A 17785-nucleotide genomic window follows, 5' to 3' on the forward strand; every position below is an offset into this window, starting at 1 on the left:
TCATGCGTAGGGTCGGCGAATGGGTCGACGCGATGACGGCCTTCATAGCGGCCGTGGTCGCGGGACTCACGCTGTTCCTACCCGTCACCGTTATCGATACCCGCAACACGGCGACGCCCTATCAGGTCGCCGGCCTGCTCAACAGCTTGCCGCGCAACGCGGCGATGGCCATGATCGTTACGGTCACGGTCGCCGTGTTGGTCGGAGTGAGCGCCAGGCCGGTGGTGGGCTGGGCGGCAGCAGCGCTGGCCATGCTGGTGGTGTTGATCAGTCACCTGCTCGCGCCGCAGACTCTGACCGCGGAGATGCTCACCACGCAGAACTATATCGACGCGATGGGCGCCGCGGTCGTGCTCGGTGCGCTGGGTGGTGTCCTGCTGCACCGACCCGTGCCCGGGATCGCGTTCGCGGTGGGTAGCGTCGGCTTTCTCGCTTTCGGCGATGTCGCGGCGTTGCTGCGTCTCCCGCTCGATCCCACCTCGCTGCCGAATACTCCGCCGCAATGGTTGGCCGGGATCGCAGTGACCACGGCGTTGCTGGCGTTCGGTACCCTCCGCAACTGGTCGCAGACCAACCCCACGAAGTCGCCAGGAATCGCCTTCTCACTTCCGGTACGGCCGATCCTCGCGGCCACGCTGCTCGCAGCGACGATGCTGGCGGGCACAACCTGGCTGAGCCACGAGTACGAGATGGGACCGACCGATAGTCACGCGATCGAGGTCGTCGCGTTCGTCGCCGCCACCATCGTCAGCGCAACCATCGCGGCCTTGCTGCTGCCCGGTCGCGACGGCGCCGGCATCTACCTGGCCGTGAGCTTCGCCGCCATGGTGGCCGCGGTGAACTATCCTGCCCAACCCGGTTGGGGTGCGGTGATGTTGCTCGTCCTGACCACCCTCGGCATCCGGTTCGGTTCCCGACGTCCCTCGGTCGCTCTGGCCGTCGTGCCGATCGCAGGTATCGCGGTCTTCGCCCGGTTCGCCGCGCCAATCACCAGTCCGGTCGTCAGCGGCGCACTGAGCGTGGTCGTCGCGCTGGCCGCCGGGTACTGCTGCGGCACGGCACGGCCACGCTTTGCCTCCAGCGGCGTGCTCGCCATCACCACGCTGTACCTGCCCACGGTGATCTCGGTGATGCCGACCGAGATCGATACGCTCAACACCGACGCGCGGGTACCCAATTCGGCGCCGGGCCGCGCCGCGATCGCCATCACCGTCGGCTGCGCGATCGGGCTCACGATACTGCACAAGATCCGGCAGAACGGCACACCGGGTACCGAGCAGCAACCGCATCACACCGAGTCCGATCACACCGAGTCCGACCGTGTCGGATACGAGCACGACCTGCGCACCGATCGCTAACGCGCGCGAGTCGTGGACGGTGTGAACCAGGTCGCGTGGAACAGGCAGGCCAGTGCGGCCAGCAGGCCGAGTACGACGGTGCCGGCGAGTACCGGGTAGTCGGCCATCGTCACCGCGAGGTAGCGATACGCCAGCAGCAATGCGGCCAGCAGCACCGCGCCGCCGACGACGAGCCGGACCCGGAACCATCCCCAACCCCGTTCCGGTGCGCGCAGAGCCGACTCGACCGTGAGGCACAACACCGCTCCCGCGACCAGGTCCACACCGTAGTGGTACCCGAAACCCAGGGTGGCGGCCAGCGTCGCCAGCAGCCAGAACGTGCCGCCCCACCGCAGCCACCGTGGCGCCCGACCACCATCGGTATCGCGGCGAGTGTGCAGGAACACCGACAGCGCCCACGCGGTATGCATGGACGGCATGCAGTTGCGCGGCGTCACATCGTCGAACAGCAGCGACGTCGGATTCCGATCGAGCGGTGGCACAACCGCCGGCCAGTAGTTGCCCACCTGCAGACCGTTGCCGTCGGGTCCGAAAACGAACATCGGCCCGACAACCGGGAACAACACGTAGATCAGCGGACCGGTCAACCCGAGCACGAGGAAAGTGCGTACCAGATGGTGCGACGGCCATCGTCCGGAGCGCGCCACCCTGCGCAACTGCCAGCAGGCCACGACGATCGCCGCTACCGGAAGCTCGATATAGACCCAGTGCAGCACCGCATAGACCACCGGACCGAGCGCGTCGACCGCGCGGCCGACGACCCACGCCGGATCACCCAGCGCATGGTCGGCGAGGTTCGCGTATGCGTCGAGGACCGTCGGCTTGCCGATCACCGTGATGTGCAGCCACACGTCGCCGACCTTGGTAGCCACGATGAGCAGCGCACCGAGTGCGGCGGCGCGCAACGCATCGCGACGTTCGGCGCCCGGCCACCGCCACCACGCCAGCAGCGCCAGCCCGGTGAGCACGATCACCGGACCGTTGCCGATGGCGAACGGGCCACCGGTCAGCAGCCGGAGGGCCGCCCACACCAGGTCGATGGCCACCGCCGACCCCACCGCGATCAGCCGCCGGCGGACGGAGATGCCCACCAGGGCAAGGATCAATCCGGCCCACGGCACCGACATGGATTTCGGCGTGCCCACGTAGTCTCGCCACAGACTGCCGAGCGGGCCTTCGACTCCGTGTTCCATCGCGACGAGCTGCAATCCGATCAGCACGACGACAACCGCTGTGAGCGCTGCCGTGACCCGGACCCTGGTCCGCCACCCCCGGCCGCTCGGCGCCGCTACTGCCGACTTGGCATCCGAGTCTTCGACAAGCACATCGGACATAGTAAACGGGGCATGAACGCCGACATCTGGCCAACTGAACGACAGTCGACCTGTGCTGTATGCAGCGCTAGTGGTTCAGCTCCTCGACCAGCGAGTCCACCACCGCGATCAGATCGCCTTGGGCCGCCGCGGCGACCCGGCGCTGCCTCTGGTACGAGGCACCGCGCTTGGGGATTTCGGCAACCAGGGCGAGTTCGTTGCGGCAGCCCAGCTGCACGGCCGTCGGCTCCAGGCGGTTCAGGAGATCGTCGAGGTCGTCGGTGACCAGTCGCTCATTGCTGTCGGCGTCGGTGATGATGATGGCGTCCAGACCGTAGCGGGCGGCGCGCCATTTGTTCTCCTGGACATGCCACGGTGGCAGCGCCGGCAGCGTCTCACCCTGCTCGATGCGTCGATCCAGATCGACGACCAGGCAATGGATGAGGGCGGCCATGGCGGCCAGCTCGGTACGCGTAGAGATCCCGTCGCACACCCGCACCTCGATGGTGCCCCACTTCGGTGCCGGACGAATATCCCAGTGCATCCCCCCGAGCTGCGCGAATACACCGGTCTTGAGCTGGTCATGGACGAAGTGCTCGAATTGCGTCCAGTTTTCGAATTGAAACGGCAAACCCGCGGTCGGCAGCTGTTGGAACATCAATGTCCGGTTGCTGGCGTATCCGGTATCCGACCCCGACCACATCGGCGACGACGCCGACAGCGCGAGCAGATGTGGGTAGGACAGCAACAGCGAGTTCAGAATCGGAAAGACCTTCTCGCGGTGCGACACTCCGACATGGACGTGCACTCCCCAGATCATCATCTGGCGTCCCCACCACTGCGTGCGCTCGATCAACTCGTCGTAGTGCGCCGAACGGGTCAACTGCTGCGCAGACCACTGTGCGAACGGGTGGGTACCGGCGCAGAAAAGGTCGACCCCGAGCGGATCGGCCGCCCGCCGGAGAACACGCATGGTGCCGGCCAGCTCGTCCACTGCCGAGCCGACGGTGTCGTGAACTCCGGTGACGATCTCTATGGTATTGCGCAGCAACTCCTTGGTGACCCGCGGTCTTCCGTCGTGCGAACGCAGGTCACCGACAGAATCGAAGACCGCCGCAGCAGTATTCGACAGATCTCTGGTCGCCTTGTCGACCAGCGCGATCTCCCACTCGATGCCGACGGTCGGCCGGGGCGAACCGTCGAACGGAACGTGGTCGATTCCTGCCCCGGCCATACGACACCGAACTACCCGATGATGCCGCAGGCGACGCGGCCACCCGCGTCGCCGGTCGCCAGCGTCGCCTCGTCTGGACCTGCAACGCCGTCCGCGCGCCGGTAGCGGTCGGGAATATTGCCGAAATTGTCGGCGCCTGCGTGCACGACCAGGGCCTTGCCCTCGATATCGTCCAAGGTGACCGAGTCGGTGGTGGTGACCAGTGTCGCCGCGCCGTCGTCGCGCACCTCGAGCGAGGTGAGGTCGCCGCTGGCCGGGTGCGCGTTGGCGCTACCGACCTGCAGATGGCCTCCCGCCGAGAGGAAGTCGCCGGCTGGACCGCCGGTCGGCGCGACCGAATTGGGCTGGCACTTGCCCACCTGATGGATGTGCAGACCGTGGAAACCCGGACGCAGCCCGCGCGCCTCCACGGTCACTTGGAGGTGATCGCCCGCCTCGGTGAAGTTCGCGGAGCCGACCGCGGCGCCCGAGGCGTCCTTCAACTCGACATTCATCCCAGCGGCAGGCGTCGAGCCATGACCGGTTTCCGATTCTCCCGCTGGAGCAGGAGACGAGGTCCATACCGGGGGGGTTGTTCCCTGGACGTCGCTCGACTCCTGGTTGCTCACGCAGCCAGTGAGGCCGAAGACCGCGACCGCGAGCACGGGGGTCACAGTCCGCCAAGACGGGCGACGAGTTGTGGACGGGACCATCGGGGAACTCCTTTACGAGTGCCGAGTTTACGAGCAAAGTTGAGTGGACACGTTCATTACCGGACAAGATGATGCCACGCCTGCCGTGTCGCGCCCGGAACAGGGCCGCGCGTCGCGCACCGCTCGCCGCGCGTCGCGCACCGCTCACAGCGCACGCACGACCGTGCGCCGCACAAACTCAGCTACCGGTGACGATCACGGTCACGCCCGAATCGGGGCCCGCAATCGAACTCGATTTCGGCGCTACTGCTGCGCCGAGTTCGCGCGCGATGGCCTGCGCCGCCGCCTGGTCATCGGGCGAAGTTCCATAGAACACCGTGGTTTCCGGGATGTTGGCTCCGGCGTAATTCCCGGTTTCCACGATCGTCCAGCCACGTGCGGACAATTGACTCGCCGTCCTGGCCGCGAGTCCGGCGATCAAGCTGTTGTTGAGCACACGCACCGGCACCGAGTCGAGCACGGCGGAGGTGGTCGGCGCCGCCGATGTCGACGCCACAGCCGAGGTCGGCTCCACCGACGCCGGCGGGGTGGACGCCGCAGTGGTGCTGCCTGCAACGCTGGTCGATGTGGCCGAGCTGGATACGGCGGCGCTGGATACGGCGGCGCTGGATGCTGCCGCGCTGGATGCAGCCTGCTCGGTGGCTCCCGAACCGTCGGTGTCGGAACTCGACAGCGACATCGCGCCCAGGCCCGCGCAGACGATGGCCAACGCGATCAACACCATCGCCAGTGCCCGCAACGGCGGCCCACCGGAGGTGGGGTTCGGGTTACTCACCTCCGCGAGCCTAGTCGTATCGGCCGGGTCCTGGTCGGTATCACCGGTCGGACCGGAACCCGAGTCGCCGCGCTGCCCGCGCCTTCTGTCTGCTCGCTCGCAGCCTGCGCAGTCGCTTCACCAGCATCGGATCGGCGGCCAGCGCTTCGGGCCGGTCGATCATGGTGTTGAGCACCTGGTAGTACCGCGTGGGCGACAAGCCGAACAATTCACGAATCGCCTCCTCCTTGGCTCCCGCGTACTTCCACCACTGCCGCTCGAAGGACAGGATGTCGCGCTCGCGACGATCGAGACCATCGTCGTCGCTCGCGGCGACTGCGGACTCGGCCAGCACATCATCGCTCGCGGAAGAATTCCGTGCCGCTGCGCCGTCCATCTCGCTCCCTCGCCGAGTCTCTGCCAGCCGAAATCGATACCTGTAGGTCGCGGATCATTCAACCACGCGGGTGCGCGATCACTTCCGCGCGCCGCGGCGTGTTCGCTGCTCGGACCACCGACGCGGCAGGTCGGCACAGCACAACGTGCCGCTGGATCGCGGCGTGTGCACCCGAGCCGGCACTCTTCGGTACCCGCGGCAATAATTGGTCCATGGCAATCCTCCCGATCGTGATCGTCGGCGACCAGGTTCTACACACCCCGACCGAGCAGGTCACCCAATCGCCGGAGGAGTTGGCCACGCTCGTGGCGGATATGTACGACACCCTCGATGCGGCGCACGGCGTCGGGCTCGCGGCCAACCAAGTCGGGGTGGGGCTACGGCTGTTCGTCTACGACTGTCCGGAAGTCATGGCCGACGGCACAGCCACACGCCGACGCGGGGCGGTGATCAATCCGGTGTTGCAGACCTCGGAGATCCCCGAGACCATGCCCGACCCCGATGACGAGGAGGGTTGTCTGTCGGTCCCCGGCGAGCAGTTTCCCACCGGCCGGGCCGACTGGGCGAAGGTGACCGGCACCGACGAGCACGGCGCACCGATCGAAGTGGAGGGCAAGGGCTTCTTCGCCCGCATGCTGCAACACGAGGTCGGCCACCTCGACGGGTTGCTCTATGTCGACGTGCTGATCGGCCGCAATGCGCGAGCAGCGAAGAAGGCGATCAAGCGGAACGGCTGGGGCACACCCGGTTTGAGCTGGCTGCCCGGCACCGATCCGGACCCGTTCGGCCATGACGACTGAACCCGGCGCCCGGCAACCCGACATCCCGATCGGCCGACGGGTGGTGCTGCGCTATCGACTACCCCCAGGGCAGCCGTATTCCTCGACCGACGTCATCGGTGAACTGGTCTCGGTGGACCCGCCGACAGTGCGCAGCGCCGATGGAGAGCTCGTCTCGGTGACACCCGACCGGGTCGTCGCGATCAAAGCCCTCGGTCCGCGGCCGATTCGCACCAGTGAAATCCGCGCCCTGGAGAGCGCAGCCACCGACGCCTGGCCCGGCCTCGAATACGCTCGGATCGACGGCTGGTTGCTGCGCGCAGGTGACGGCTACACTCGGCGGGCGAATTCCGCAGTGCCACTGGGCAGCTCCGATCGGCCTGCGCTCGCGTCCGCACAGACAGTGCACCGGATCGGCGAGTGGTACACCGCGCACGGCCTACCGCTCCAGCTTGCGGTGCCCGACCGGCTCGCACCAACTCCCGACGGCTGGCACAGCTTTGGGCAGACCGATGTGTTGGCCATGGATATCGAGAATTTCGTGCTGCCACAGGGACCCTCGATGGTCCGGATCATGCCCGCGCCCGACCTCGATTGGCTGGACCTGCACCGCTACCGCGGCGCCGACCCCACGACGCATACGGCATCCACTCCCAAGCCGGTTCCCGACGTGCTGACCGCAGTGCACGACGGCGAACTCGGGTTCGCCGCGCTCGGTGTACCGCGCCCCCTGGCGATCGGTCGCGGCGCGGTGACCACTGCACCGGACGGACGACGCTGGGTCGGCATCACCTGTCTCGCCGTCACCGCCGCGCATCGCAGACATGGCCTCGGGTCCCTGGTGTGCGCCGAGTTGATCCGCTGGGGCGCCGACCGTGGCGCAACGCACGCCTACCTCCAGGTGGAGACCGGCAATACGGCCGCCCGCGCGATGAGCCAACAGCTGGGCTTCCTCGAGCACCACAGCTACCGCTATGTGACGCCCGCCCCTTTCTCCGACCCCGATCCGCCGAGGTAGAACCGGTCCGCCGAGGTAGAACAGCCCTGTCACGTCTTACGAAGGAACCACCGTGCGTCTGGCCACCTGGAATGTCAACTCGATCCGTTCCCGGATCGACCGGGTTACGACCTGGCTCGATCGCCAGGACATCGATGTTCTGGCCATCCAGGAGACCAAATGTCGCGACGACCAGTTCCCGTTCGAGCGCTTCGACGAAATCGGCTACGAGGTGGCGCATGTCGGTGTGAACCAGTGGAATGGTGTGGCAATCGCCTCTCGCGTCGGTTTGGCGGACGTCGAACTCGCCTTCCCGAACCAGCCGGGGTTCGACCGGGACGCGGGCGAATCGTTGATCAGCACTCCCGTGGTCGAGTCCCGCGCGATCGGCGCCACATGCGGTGGCGTACGGGTGTGGAGCCTGTATGTGCCCAACGGCCGCGCGTTACAGGATCCGCACTACGCCTACAAACTGGAATGGCTTGCCACGCTGCGCGAAAACGGCGTCCGCTGGCTGACCGAGAATCCCGAGGCGAAAATCGCATTGATGGGTGACTGGAACATCGCGCCGACCGATGACGACGTCTGGTCGGTGGAGTACTTCACCGACAGAACACACACCTCGCCGCACGAGCGCGAGGCATTCCATGCCGTTGTCGACTCCGGGTACGCGGATGTCATGCGACCGTTCGCGCCGGGCCCGGGTGTCTATACCTACTGGGACTACACCCAGCTACGTTTCGCACGCAAAGAGGGGATGCGTATCGATTTCATCCTCGCCTCTCCCGCGCTGGCCGCCGAGGTGACCGACGCCGCCGTCGACCGCGAGGAACGCAAGGGCAAAGGCGCCAGTGACCACGCGCCGGTGATCGCCGACTTCCGCTGAGCCACGGTTGGCCGTTTCACCGCGGACGAGGGCCTCGATTACTACGATGATGTGCGACGGAGCCCGACATCGGCTGGCGGAGGTACACGGTCATGGCGTTCTATCGGCGCGTGGGTGCGGTGCCGCCGAAACGACACACACAGCATCGCGATGAGCAGGGTTGTCTCTACTACGAAGAATTGATGGGTGAGGAAGGTTTCTCCGGGGACTCCTCATTGCTCTATCACCGCAACCTGCCGCCGGCAATCGTCGATGCGACCGACTGGAACCTGCCCGACCAGACGACGATGCCGAATCATCCCTTGCGCCATCGTCATCTTCGGCTACACACCTTGTTCCCCGACGACCGTCCCCCCAGGACCGACGTGGTCACCGGACGGCGCTTGCTGCTCGGGAACATGGACGTCCGTATCGCCTATGTGGTCGCCCTACGCGCCTCGCCTCTGTACCGCAATGCCATCGGCGACGAGTTGGTCTACCTCGAATCCGGTTCGGCAGTCGTCGAAACCGTGTTCGGTCCACTGACCGCACACCAGGGTGATCACGTACTGATCCCCCGCGCCACCACCCATCGCTGGCTGCCCACCGGTCCGGAACCGCTGCGCGCGTACGTGATCGAAGCAACCGGCCACATCACTCCACCGAAGCGCTACCTGTCCAGGTTCGGCCAACTCCTCGAGCACGCGCCCTATTGCGAACGCGATCTGCGCGGACCAACCGAAACCAGTACGTCGACCGGCACCGACGTCGAGGTGCTCGTCAAACACCGTCCCGGCGGCGGACGGATCGTCGGTACCCGCATGGTGTACGCCAGCCACCCGTTCGACGTCGTCGGCTGGGACGGCTGTCTGTACCCGTTCGCCTTCGACATCGCCGACTTCGAACCGATCACCGGTCGCATCCATCAGCCGCCGCCGGTGCATCAAGCGTTCGAAGGGCACAACTTCGTGGTCTGCGACTTCGTGCCGCGCAAGGTGGACTACCATCCGCTATCGATTCCGGTGCCGTATTACCACTCCAACGTGGACTCCGACGAGGTGATGTTCTATTGCGGCGGCGACTACGCAGCACGCAAGGGATCCGGGATAGCGCTGGGCTCGGTGTCACTGCACCCCGGCGGCTATGCGCACGGCCCACACCCGGGATCGTACGAGGCCAGCATCGGTGTGCAGAGCGTCGACGAGCTCGCCGTCATGGTCGATACCTTTCACCCGCTCGAGCTCGGCGAGGGCGCCTTGGCCTGTGAAGACCCGAATTACGCCTGGACCTGGTCGGGTCGAGGCCCGGCATGAGCAGCGGAGCGGACCTGTACGCCAATCCCCTTTTCGGACCGGACAATCTGCCCTATGGGGTGTTCGCGCCGATCGGGCAGCGCTTCCGCGTGGGGGTACGGCTCGGCGATCACGTGATCGACCTGGCGGCGACCCTGCGCGACGATGTGTTCGCCGAACCTGGACTGGACGCTTTCCTTGCCCAGGGACCCGCCCGCTGGCGCGAGGTACGTCACCGGGTTCGCGCACTGGTCGACGATGAAATCGATAGCGCTGCAGTGTATCCCCTGGACGAGGTGACACTGCGACTGCCGGTGCACATCGGTGACTACGTGGATTTCTACGCGAGCATCGATCACGCAACGAATCTCGGCCGACTGCTGCGACCGAACGGCGCGGCGCTGCTGCCGAACTGGCGACACCTGCCGGTCGGATACCACGGCCGGGCAGGCACCGTGGTGGTATCCGGTACCGACGTGCGCCGACCGTGCGGACAGCGAAAAACTACCTCGGGGACACCGGATTTCGGACCCTCGCGCCGTCTGGACGTCGAGGCGGAACTCGGATTCGTCATCGGGGTCGGTTCGCGGCTCGGAGTCCCGGTGGAGATCGACGAGTTCGCCGAACGCGTCTTCGGTGTCACGCTGGTCAACGACTGGTCCGCTCGCGACATCCAAGCCTGGGAGTACCAACCGCTGGGTCCGTTCCTCGGCAAGTCGTTCGCGACCTCGATATCGCCCTGGATCACACCACTGGCCGCCCTGGAATCCGCGCGGATAGCGCTGCCCGAGCAGGACCCGACCCCGCTGCCCTACCTTCGCGGAACTCAGCAGTGGGGTCTGGACATCGACCTCACAGTGGCCTGGAACGGCCAGCCGGTGACCTGTCCGCCGTACTCTCGAATGTACTGGTCACCGGCACAGATGCTGGCCCATCTCACCGCAAACGGCGCCTCCACCCGCACCGGCGACCTGTACGCCTCCGGTACCATCTCCGGCCCCGCCCCGAACCAGCGCGGCTCGTTCATCGAATTGTCCTGGGGCGGAGCCGATCCGATCCTGGTCAACGAGAGTCGACGCACCTTCCTGGAAGACGACGACGAAGTGACGATCACGGCGACGGCTCCGGGCCCGGATACGACGCGCATCGGATTGGGTGAGGTGACCGGCCGAATCCTGCCTGCTCACCAACCCACTGCTCATTGACCACCACCTGTCCGATCGACCACCCGGCTCCACCGCACGCGGGCGCGGGCATGAGCGCACGCGAGACAGCGCGTCGCGACGCAAGCGCCTCGCACGGAACTGCCGAATCGCCCAGCGTGTGCGCCACGGGCCCGGGTATGGTCGGTGAGAAGATTTCACAACCAACGGGGGCTCGCACCAGCGGGCTGAGAGGACGGCTAGCCGGGAGGCGTCAGGGCCGTCGACCGTATGAACCTGACCGGGTAATGCCGGCGTAGGGAGGAAAAATGACACCGACCGCCGCGTCCGACGGCCACTCCGCATCGGACCGCACCACCACCACGCCCATCGAGGGCAGTGGCACAACCGGCCCCATCGAGGGCAGTGTCACAACCGGCCCCATCGAGGGCAGTGTCACAACCGGCCCCATCGAGGGTAGTGCCAAGCACTATCTCGAGGTCGATGATCTGCGCGTTCCCGTGCGACGGATCGATCTGAGCAATGGTGAGCACTTCGATGTCTACGACACCTCGGGACCCTATACCGACGACACGGCGGCTATCGATCTCGACACCGGACTACCCAAGCTCCGCGACACCTGGGCCAGGACCGAAGCCACCGGTCCGCGCACGCAACTGTCCTGGGCTCGCCAGGGCATCATCACCCCGGAGATGCGCTTCATCGCTGCACGCGAAGGGATTTCGCCGGAGTTGGTGCGGACGGAGGTAGCCGCCGGCCGCGCCGTGATCCCGGCCAACCACAAGCATCCCGAACTCGAGCCGACGATCATCGGCAAGAAGTTCCTGGTCAAGATCAACGCGAATATCGGCAACTCGGCGGTGTCCTCCTCGATCGCGGAGGAAGTGGAGAAGATGGTGTGGGCGACCCGCTGGGGTGCCGACACGGTCATGGATCTGTCCACCGGCAAGAACATCCACGAAACGCGCGAGTGGATTCTGCGCAACTCTCCAGTCCCGATCGGTACGGTGCCGCTCTATCAGGCACTGGAAAAGGTCAAAGGTGATCCGACTGCCCTGACCTGGGAAATCTACCGCGACACCGTGATCGAGCAGTGCGAGCAAGGCGTGGACTACATGACCGTTCACGCGGGAGTGTTGCTGCGCTATGTGCCGCTGACCGCCAAGCGCGTCACCGGCATCGTCTCGCGTGGCGGATCCATCATGGCCGCGTGGTGCCTGGCACACCACCAGGAATCGTTCCTGTATACGCACTTCGAAGAACTGTGTGAGATCTTCGCACGCTACGACGTCACCTTCTCTCTCGGCGACGGTCTGCGGCCGGGTTCCATCGCCGACGCCAACGACGAAGCACAGTTCGCCGAGCTGCGCACGCTCGGCGAACTGACCACGATCGCGAAATCGCATGGTGTCCAAGTGATGATCGAAGGCCCCGGCCACGTGCCGATGCACAAGATCGTCGAGAACGTGCGGCTGGAAGAGGAGTGGTGCGAGGAGGCGCCATTTTACACTCTCGGCCCACTGGCCACCGATATCGCGCCCGCCTACGACCACATCACCTCGGCTATCGGCGCGGCGATCATCGCGCAAGCGGGTACCGCCATGCTCTGCTACGTCACCCCGAAAGAGCATCTCGGTTTGCCCAACCGGGACGATGTGAAGGTGGGCGTGATCAGCTACAAGATTGCCGCTCACGCTGCCGACCTGGCCAAAGGGCATCCACATGCCCAAGATCGCGACGATGCCTTGTCGCGAGCACGTTTCGAGTTCCGGTGGCGCGACCAGTTCGCGCTGTCGCTCGATCCGGACACTGCACGCGAGTACCACGACGAGACATTGCCCGCCGAGCCCGCGAAGACCGCGCACTTTTGCTCCATGTGCGGGCCGAAATTCTGCTCCATGCGAATATCGGCCGATGTGCGTGAATACGCTGCTCGACAGGGGCTGACCGAGGACGAGGCGCTGACGGCGGGCATGGCACAGAAGTCGGCCGAGTTCGCCAGCAACGGCAACGCCGTCTATCTTCCCGTGGTCTCGTAGCGTTCGGGCCTCGAATCAGCTGGCTGCCAGGCCACCGTCGACATCGAGGACATGGCCGGTGATGAACGCAGCGTCTTCCGAAGCGAGGAACACGATCGCGGCGGCGAGTTCCTTGGTGCGACCAAGACGGCCCTGCGGGATCACCTTCATCAGGCCCTCCACCTTGTCCGGCGCGCCCGCGGTCCGGAGCAACATTCCGGTGTCGATCGGGCCGGGAGCAACAGCGTTCACTCGGATCCCCGACGAGGCAACTTCGAGCGCCACCGACTTGGTGAGGCCTTCGACGGCATGTTTGCTGCCGGCGTACATGGTGCCCTGGGTTGCGGCCACAAGACCGAAGGCCGCGTGCCCGACAGTGGAGGAAATGTTGATGATGACGCCGCTTGCCTGCTCCTTCATCACCCGCACTTCGTACTTCATGCTCAAGACCACGCCGAGCACATTGGTATCGAAGGTGTCGTGATAGGTCTGCGCGGTTTGGTCGGTGATCGGGCCGGGCACGCCTTCGGTGCCGGCATTGTTCACCGCGACATCGAGCCGACCGAACCGAGCGACGGTCTCCTCGACCATGGCCCGAACCTCGTCCTCGTTGCGCACATCGGCATGGACGAACTCCGCCTCCGAACCCAGAACGCGCAATTCCTCGGCGAGGGTCTTACCCACCTCGTCGCGCCGACCGGCCACGACAACTTTCGCACCCTTCTCGGCAAACGCGACCGCCGTGGCGCGGCCGATACCAGTGAGTCCCCCGGTGATCAAGATGACAGGCTTGCCCATGGTACGACTCCTGTGGTTTCGGTGCAGTGGCTCCTGGGGTATCAGTGCAGTTCACAAGGCCGGGCGTCCCAACAGTCAGTGGTGGCGGCGGCAGCGACCAGTCGTTCGCTCATCACGGTCGTTCGCTTATCACGCCAACGTCATGGCTGACCCAGATTATTTCCGTTGTCTCCCGTACGAAGGTCTTCCGCGCGGGAGGCAACGGTGGTATTTCCCTGTGGTCAGCTCGCCGTCAAGCCGCCGTCGACATCGAGCACATGGCCGGTGATGAACGCGGCATCCTCCGATGCGAGGAACACGATCGCAGCGGCGATCTCGTCGGCGAGACCGACGCGACCCAACGGGACCTGGGCTATCAGAGCCTCCAAGTTCTCCTTCGTACCCGTGGTACGGGTCAGCATGTCGGTGTCGATCGTGCCGGGGGCGACAGCGTTCACCCGAATGCGGGCAGGGGCCAGTTCGAGTGCCACGGACTTGGTGATGCCTTCGACGGCGTGTTTGCTGCCGACATAGATCGAGGCGCCGGCCTCACCGGCGAACCCGTAGGCCGCATGCCCGTAGGTCGAGGAAACATTGACGATGACACCGCCGCCCTGCTGCTGCATCACGCGTACTTCGTGCTTCATGCTCAGCACGGTGCCGAGTACATTCGTGTCGAATGTGTCGTGATAGGCCTGCACGGTATGGTCGGTGATCGCGCTGAGAACGCCTTCGGTACCAACGTTGTTCACCGCGATGTCGAGACGACCGAACCGACCGACGGCCCGATCGACCATCGCGCGAACCTCGTCCTCATGGCGCACGTCGGCATCGATGAACTCCACCTCTGATCCCACGGCACGCAATTTCTCGGCAAATGTTTTGGCGAGCTGGACCCGACCAGCCTCGTCCGGCCGACCGGCGACAACCACCCTCGCACCCCGCTCGCCGAAGGCCAGAGCTGTGGCCAGGCCTATACCGGTGAACCCCCCGGTGATCAAGACGACCGGATCATCCATGGTGCGTCTCCCGTGGTTGTAGAGATCTCTACCCGACACATGAGGAGTCTCTTCACGCGGCGCCGGGGTCCGGTCGCCGCCCGAATCACACCCCACGTTACCGTGACTACAAACCGACCGGACGACTCGAAACGAGGGCAACGACGTGACCGACGCCTTCTACCTGCCCGACCCACAGCGCCCGGATCGATTCCTGTCCACCGAACTCACTCGCGGCCCATGGTCACCGGACGCCCAGCACGCAGGTCCGCCGTCGGCACTGCTCGGTCACGTGATCGAGCGATGCGAGCCGCGGCCAGGATTCCAAATCGGGCGCGTCGCCGTCGAGATCCTCGGCCCGGTACCGCTGGCCCCGCTGACAGCGCAGGCCCACGTTGCCCGCCGCGGCCGCAGCGTCGAGTTGATCGAAGCCACACTGTCCACCGATCGCGGGCCGGTGATGCGGGCGAATGCCTGGCGATTCAAGTTGGCCGAGCCGGAGTTGCCGGTGCCCGAGCCCTACGTCCCCTCCGGGACACGTCCCGGTGTGGAGCAGGGGTCGACCCAGCCCTTTCCCTCTTCGGAGCCCGTCGGCTTCCACACCGCCATCGAGTATCGATTCGTCACCGGATCGTTCGTCGAACCCGGTCCCTCGATCTGCTGGATCCGGATCAAACACCCGATCGTGGCCGGAACCGATCCGAGCCCGCTCGAGCGCACGCTCGCCGCCGCCGATTCCGGCAATGGAGTCAGCTCCGTTCTGGACTGGACCCGGTACCTGTTCATCAACACCGATCTCGTGGTGTCGTTGCACCGTCAGCCAGTGGGCGAATGGGTGTGCCTCGACGCCGTCACCTACCCCCAGACTCATGGCATCGGGCTGGCCGAATCTGCGCTCTACGATGAAAAGGGTCCGCTGGGTCGCAGCACACAAACCCTGCTCCTCGGCGCTCGATAGTCTCGGCGGTATTCGCTCGCATCGCCGCCGAGCACAATCGGCGTGCATGTAACGAAATTTCGTATCCGCGGAGCTCACTTCAGGGACACGATCACAGCGCTGCCGGTATGGACACGAAAAGGTAACGCACTCAGCGATTTACACCACGTGCGTTCCACTCGACTCCGGCAGGTTCGGCTGCTGGTCATCCATCGCTGGGCGCCGCGGACCGACCGGTCACGGCGCGTACGGTCCGTCGTAGGGTTGTGAGGTGGAATTGCTGCCTTTGCCCGCGGAAGGAAGTACTCCGGTCCGCGTGCTCACGATTGCGGGGACCGATTCCGGCGGCGGCGCCGGAATCCAGGCCGATACGCGCACCATGGCGCTGTGCGGGGTGCACGCGTTGGTGGCCGTGGCGGCAGTGACGATACAGAATTCGGTGGGCGTCAGCGGCTTCCACGAAATTCCGCCCCAGATCGTGACCGATCAGGTGCGTGCGGTAGTCGGCGACATCGGCGTCGGCGCCGCGAAGACCGGGATGCTGGCTTCCGCCGCCATCGTGGAGGCGGTCGCAGCGGTGTGCCAGGAGATCGGCATCGGCCGTGACGGCCACATACCGCTGGTCGTCGATCCGGTCGCAGCCTCGATGCACGGCGACCCATTGCTCGACGCAGAAGCGCTGGACGCGCTACGCCACACCTTGATTCCACTCGCCACTGTCGTGACGCCGAATCTGGACGAGGTCGGACTGCTCACCGGCATCGAGGTCGACAGCGCCGATTCGGCACGGCGTGCAGCGCGGGCACTGCACGCCCTGGGACCACGCTGGGCGATCGTCAAGGGCGGGCACCTGCGCGCGTCCGCATCCAGTACCGATCTGCTGTTCGACGGAGAGCAGTTTCTCGAGTTCGACGCGCCACGCCTGGCGACCGGCAACGATCACGGTGGCGGCGACACCTTCGCCGCTGCGACTGCTTGCGCACTGGCACATGGGTATTCGGTTCCCGACGCGGTGCACTTCGCCAAGCAGTGGACCCACCGCTGTCTGGCCGCATCCTATGACCTCGGTGCAGGCCACGGCCCGGTTTCTCCGCTGTGGCGGCTGCATCACAATTGACGAACAAGCCACTACTGGGCATGCGCCGAGCGAGCGCCTCTCCACGGCCTCCTAGCCTCGTTGGATGCACCTGGAACTGATCGCGATCGTGGTTGCAGAGTATGACCCTGCCATCGACTTCTTCGTGAAGAAACTCGGCTTCCACCTGGTCTCCGACGTCGCGTCACTGACCAACGATGGGCGTCCGAAGCGATGGGTCGTCGTTCGCCCACCCGGCGCGCAGACCGGGATCTTGCTCGCCCGTGCCGACGGAACCCGCCAACTCGCCGCCGTCGGTGATCAGACTGCGGGCCGCGTCGGGTTCTTCCTGCGAGTGGACGACTTCGACCAGGCGTACGCCCGAATGACAGCAGCAAACGTCGAGTTCGTAACGCAGCCCCGCACCGAACCCTACGGTCGGGTCGCCGTATTCCTCGACATCGCAGGCAATCGTTGGGATCTTCTCGGCCCCGTCGACGGCTCGTCAGACGCCGAGAGCGACGAATAGTCCCAGTTCGCAGTAGTGTTGCTTCGCCAACAGTATCGAGAAGAGCGTCTGCCCGCCATGTTGCGGCGGGCAGACGCTCCACCTCGCGTCAGCTGGCTGCCAGGCCGCCGTCGACATCGAGGACATGGCCGGTGATGAACGTGGCTTCCTCCGAGGCGAGGAACACGACCGCAGCGGCGAGTTCCTCCACGCCACCCGCGCGACCCATCGGGACCAGCGTCAACAGACCTGCTTTGTTCTCGGGTGTGCCCACGAAACGGCTCAGCAACTCGGTGTCGACCGGGCCGGGAGCGACAGCGTTCACCCGGACCCCCGAGGTGGCCAGCTCGAGCGCCACCGACTTGGTGAGGCCTTCGACGGCGTACTTGCTGGCTGCGTAGATCGCACCTCCCGCCGGGCCGGCGATCCGGGCGGCCGCGTGCCCGAAGGCCGATGAGATGTTGATGATGCTGCCGCTACCCTGGCCTTTCATCACTCGCGCTTGGTGCTTCATACTCAGCACGACACCGAGGACATTGGTATCGAAGGTGTCGTGATAGGTCTGCGCGGTTTGGTCGGTGATCGGGCCGGGCACGCCTTCGGTGCCGGCATTGTTCACCGCGACATC

Annotated in this window: 18 protein-coding genes and 1 riboswitch; of the genes, 10 read left to right on the forward strand and 8 right to left on the reverse strand. The window is 65.6% G+C overall.

Translation table 11 applies throughout. The features are described 5' to 3' along the window. The first annotated feature begins 2 nt into the window (after nucleotides 1-2). Nucleotides 3-1358 carry a hypothetical protein gene (locus K940_RS0123065; protein WP_028479403.1) on the forward strand — a complete coding sequence of 452 codons (1356 nt, stop codon included), beginning with the start codon at nucleotides 3-5 and terminating at the stop codon, nucleotides 1356-1358. On the opposite strand, the gene K940_RS0123070 is transcribed toward K940_RS0123065, so the two are convergent. From K940_RS0123070 to K940_RS0123090, 5 genes are all read right to left on the reverse strand, one after another. Then, nucleotides 1355-2692 carry a phosphatase PAP2 family protein gene (locus K940_RS0123070; protein WP_028479404.1) on the reverse strand — a complete coding sequence of 446 codons (1338 nt, stop codon included), beginning with the start codon at nucleotides 2690-2692 and terminating at the stop codon, nucleotides 1355-1357. The two genes, K940_RS0123065 and K940_RS0123070, sit on opposite strands and share 4 nt — an antisense overlap. Before the next feature lie 67 nt (nucleotides 2693-2759). Beyond that, a complete protein-coding gene (locus K940_RS0123075) occupies nucleotides 2760-3905 on the reverse strand; it encodes a glutamate--cysteine ligase (protein ID WP_028479405.1) in 1146 nt (381 codons plus the stop codon). An 11-nt stretch (nucleotides 3906-3916) separates the two neighbouring features. Beyond that, nucleotides 3917-4597 (reverse strand): superoxide dismutase family protein, encoded by a 681-nt coding sequence (locus K940_RS0123080; RefSeq protein WP_081706588.1) that lies wholly within the window; start codon nucleotides 4595-4597, stop codon nucleotides 3917-3919. A 178-nt stretch (nucleotides 4598-4775) separates the two neighbouring features. Then, nucleotides 4776-5372: a LytR C-terminal domain-containing protein gene (locus K940_RS0123085; protein WP_028479407.1), complete on the reverse strand. Its 597-nt coding sequence runs from the start codon at nucleotides 5370-5372 to the stop codon at nucleotides 4776-4778. A 40-nt stretch (nucleotides 5373-5412) separates the two neighbouring features. After that, nucleotides 5413-5748: a DUF3263 domain-containing protein gene (locus K940_RS0123090; RefSeq protein WP_028479408.1), complete on the reverse strand. Its 336-nt coding sequence runs from the start codon at nucleotides 5746-5748 to the stop codon at nucleotides 5413-5415. A 212-nt stretch (nucleotides 5749-5960) separates the two neighbouring features. Between K940_RS0123090 and K940_RS0123100 the strand changes: the two genes are divergently transcribed. The 6 genes from K940_RS0123100 (at nucleotide 5961) to thiC (ending at nucleotide 12883) form a co-directional block, all read left to right on the forward strand. Then, nucleotides 5961-6548 carry a peptide deformylase gene (locus K940_RS0123100; protein ID WP_028479409.1) on the forward strand — a complete coding sequence of 196 codons (588 nt, stop codon included), beginning with the start codon at nucleotides 5961-5963 and terminating at the stop codon, nucleotides 6546-6548. Further along, nucleotides 6538-7545, forward strand: a complete 1008-nt coding sequence (locus tag K940_RS0123105) for a GNAT family N-acetyltransferase (protein ID WP_028479410.1) — start codon at nucleotides 6538-6540, stop codon at nucleotides 7543-7545. The genes K940_RS0123100 and K940_RS0123105 overlap by 11 nt, the downstream gene beginning before the upstream one ends. A 52-nt stretch (nucleotides 7546-7597) precedes the next feature. Then, nucleotides 7598-8410 carry an exodeoxyribonuclease III gene (locus K940_RS0123110; protein ID WP_028479411.1) on the forward strand — a complete coding sequence of 271 codons (813 nt, stop codon included), beginning with the start codon at nucleotides 7598-7600 and terminating at the stop codon, nucleotides 8408-8410. 92 nt (nucleotides 8411-8502) lie between these two features. After that, nucleotides 8503-9702, forward strand: a complete 1200-nt coding sequence (locus tag K940_RS0123115) for a homogentisate 1,2-dioxygenase (protein WP_028479412.1) — start codon at nucleotides 8503-8505, stop codon at nucleotides 9700-9702. Beyond that, nucleotides 9699-10886 (forward strand): fumarylacetoacetase, encoded by a 1188-nt coding sequence (fahA, locus tag K940_RS0123120; RefSeq protein ID WP_028479413.1) that lies wholly within the window; start codon nucleotides 9699-9701, stop codon nucleotides 10884-10886. The genes K940_RS0123115 and fahA overlap by 4 nt, the downstream gene beginning before the upstream one ends. Nucleotides 10887-11040: 154 nt before the next feature. Continuing rightward, a riboswitch (TPP riboswitch) is annotated at nucleotides 11041-11163 on the forward strand. Next, nucleotides 11153-12883, forward strand: a complete 1731-nt coding sequence (thiC, locus tag K940_RS0123125) for a phosphomethylpyrimidine synthase ThiC (protein ID WP_231390487.1) — start codon at nucleotides 11153-11155, stop codon at nucleotides 12881-12883. Its footprint overlaps the riboswitch before it by 11 nt. Nucleotides 12884-12898: 15 nt before the next feature. Here thiC and K940_RS0123130 read toward each other — a convergent pair whose 3' ends face one another. Then, complete coding sequence (locus K940_RS0123130) at nucleotides 12899-13660, reverse strand: SDR family NAD(P)-dependent oxidoreductase (protein WP_028479415.1); 762 nt, start codon at nucleotides 13658-13660, stop codon at nucleotides 12899-12901. A 221-nt stretch (nucleotides 13661-13881) separates the two neighbouring features. Next, nucleotides 13882-14658 carry an SDR family NAD(P)-dependent oxidoreductase gene (locus tag K940_RS0123135; protein ID WP_028479416.1) on the reverse strand — a complete coding sequence of 259 codons (777 nt, stop codon included), beginning with the start codon at nucleotides 14656-14658 and terminating at the stop codon, nucleotides 13882-13884. A 145-nt stretch (nucleotides 14659-14803) separates the two neighbouring features. Between K940_RS0123135 and K940_RS0123140 the strand changes: the two genes are divergently transcribed. The 3 genes from K940_RS0123140 to K940_RS0123150 all read left to right on the forward strand — a co-directional run bounded on the left by K940_RS0123140 (nucleotide 14804) and on the right by K940_RS0123150 (nucleotide 17178). Beyond that, nucleotides 14804-15595: a thioesterase family protein gene (locus K940_RS0123140; protein WP_028479417.1), complete on the forward strand. Its 792-nt coding sequence runs from the start codon at nucleotides 14804-14806 to the stop codon at nucleotides 15593-15595. Between the two features lie 250 nt (nucleotides 15596-15845). Then, complete coding sequence (thiD, locus tag K940_RS0123145) at nucleotides 15846-16691, forward strand: bifunctional hydroxymethylpyrimidine kinase/phosphomethylpyrimidine kinase (protein WP_028479418.1); 846 nt, start codon at nucleotides 15846-15848, stop codon at nucleotides 16689-16691. A gap of 64 nt (nucleotides 16692-16755) precedes the next feature. Continuing rightward, nucleotides 16756-17178, forward strand: coding sequence for a VOC family protein (locus tag K940_RS0123150; RefSeq protein WP_028479419.1), 423 nt, complete (start codon nucleotides 16756-16758; stop codon nucleotides 17176-17178). Nucleotides 17179-17266: 88 nt separating this feature from the next. Here the strand turns inward: K940_RS0123150 and K940_RS30045 are convergent. Next, nucleotides 17267-17785 (reverse strand): SDR family NAD(P)-dependent oxidoreductase (locus K940_RS30045; RefSeq protein ID WP_196812342.1); only part of this gene is annotated, 519 nt, incomplete at its 5' end.

This window comes from Nocardia sp. CNY236 (genome assembly GCF_000482385.1).
Taxonomy (GTDB): Bacteria; Actinomycetota; Actinomycetes; order Mycobacteriales; family Mycobacteriaceae; genus Nocardia.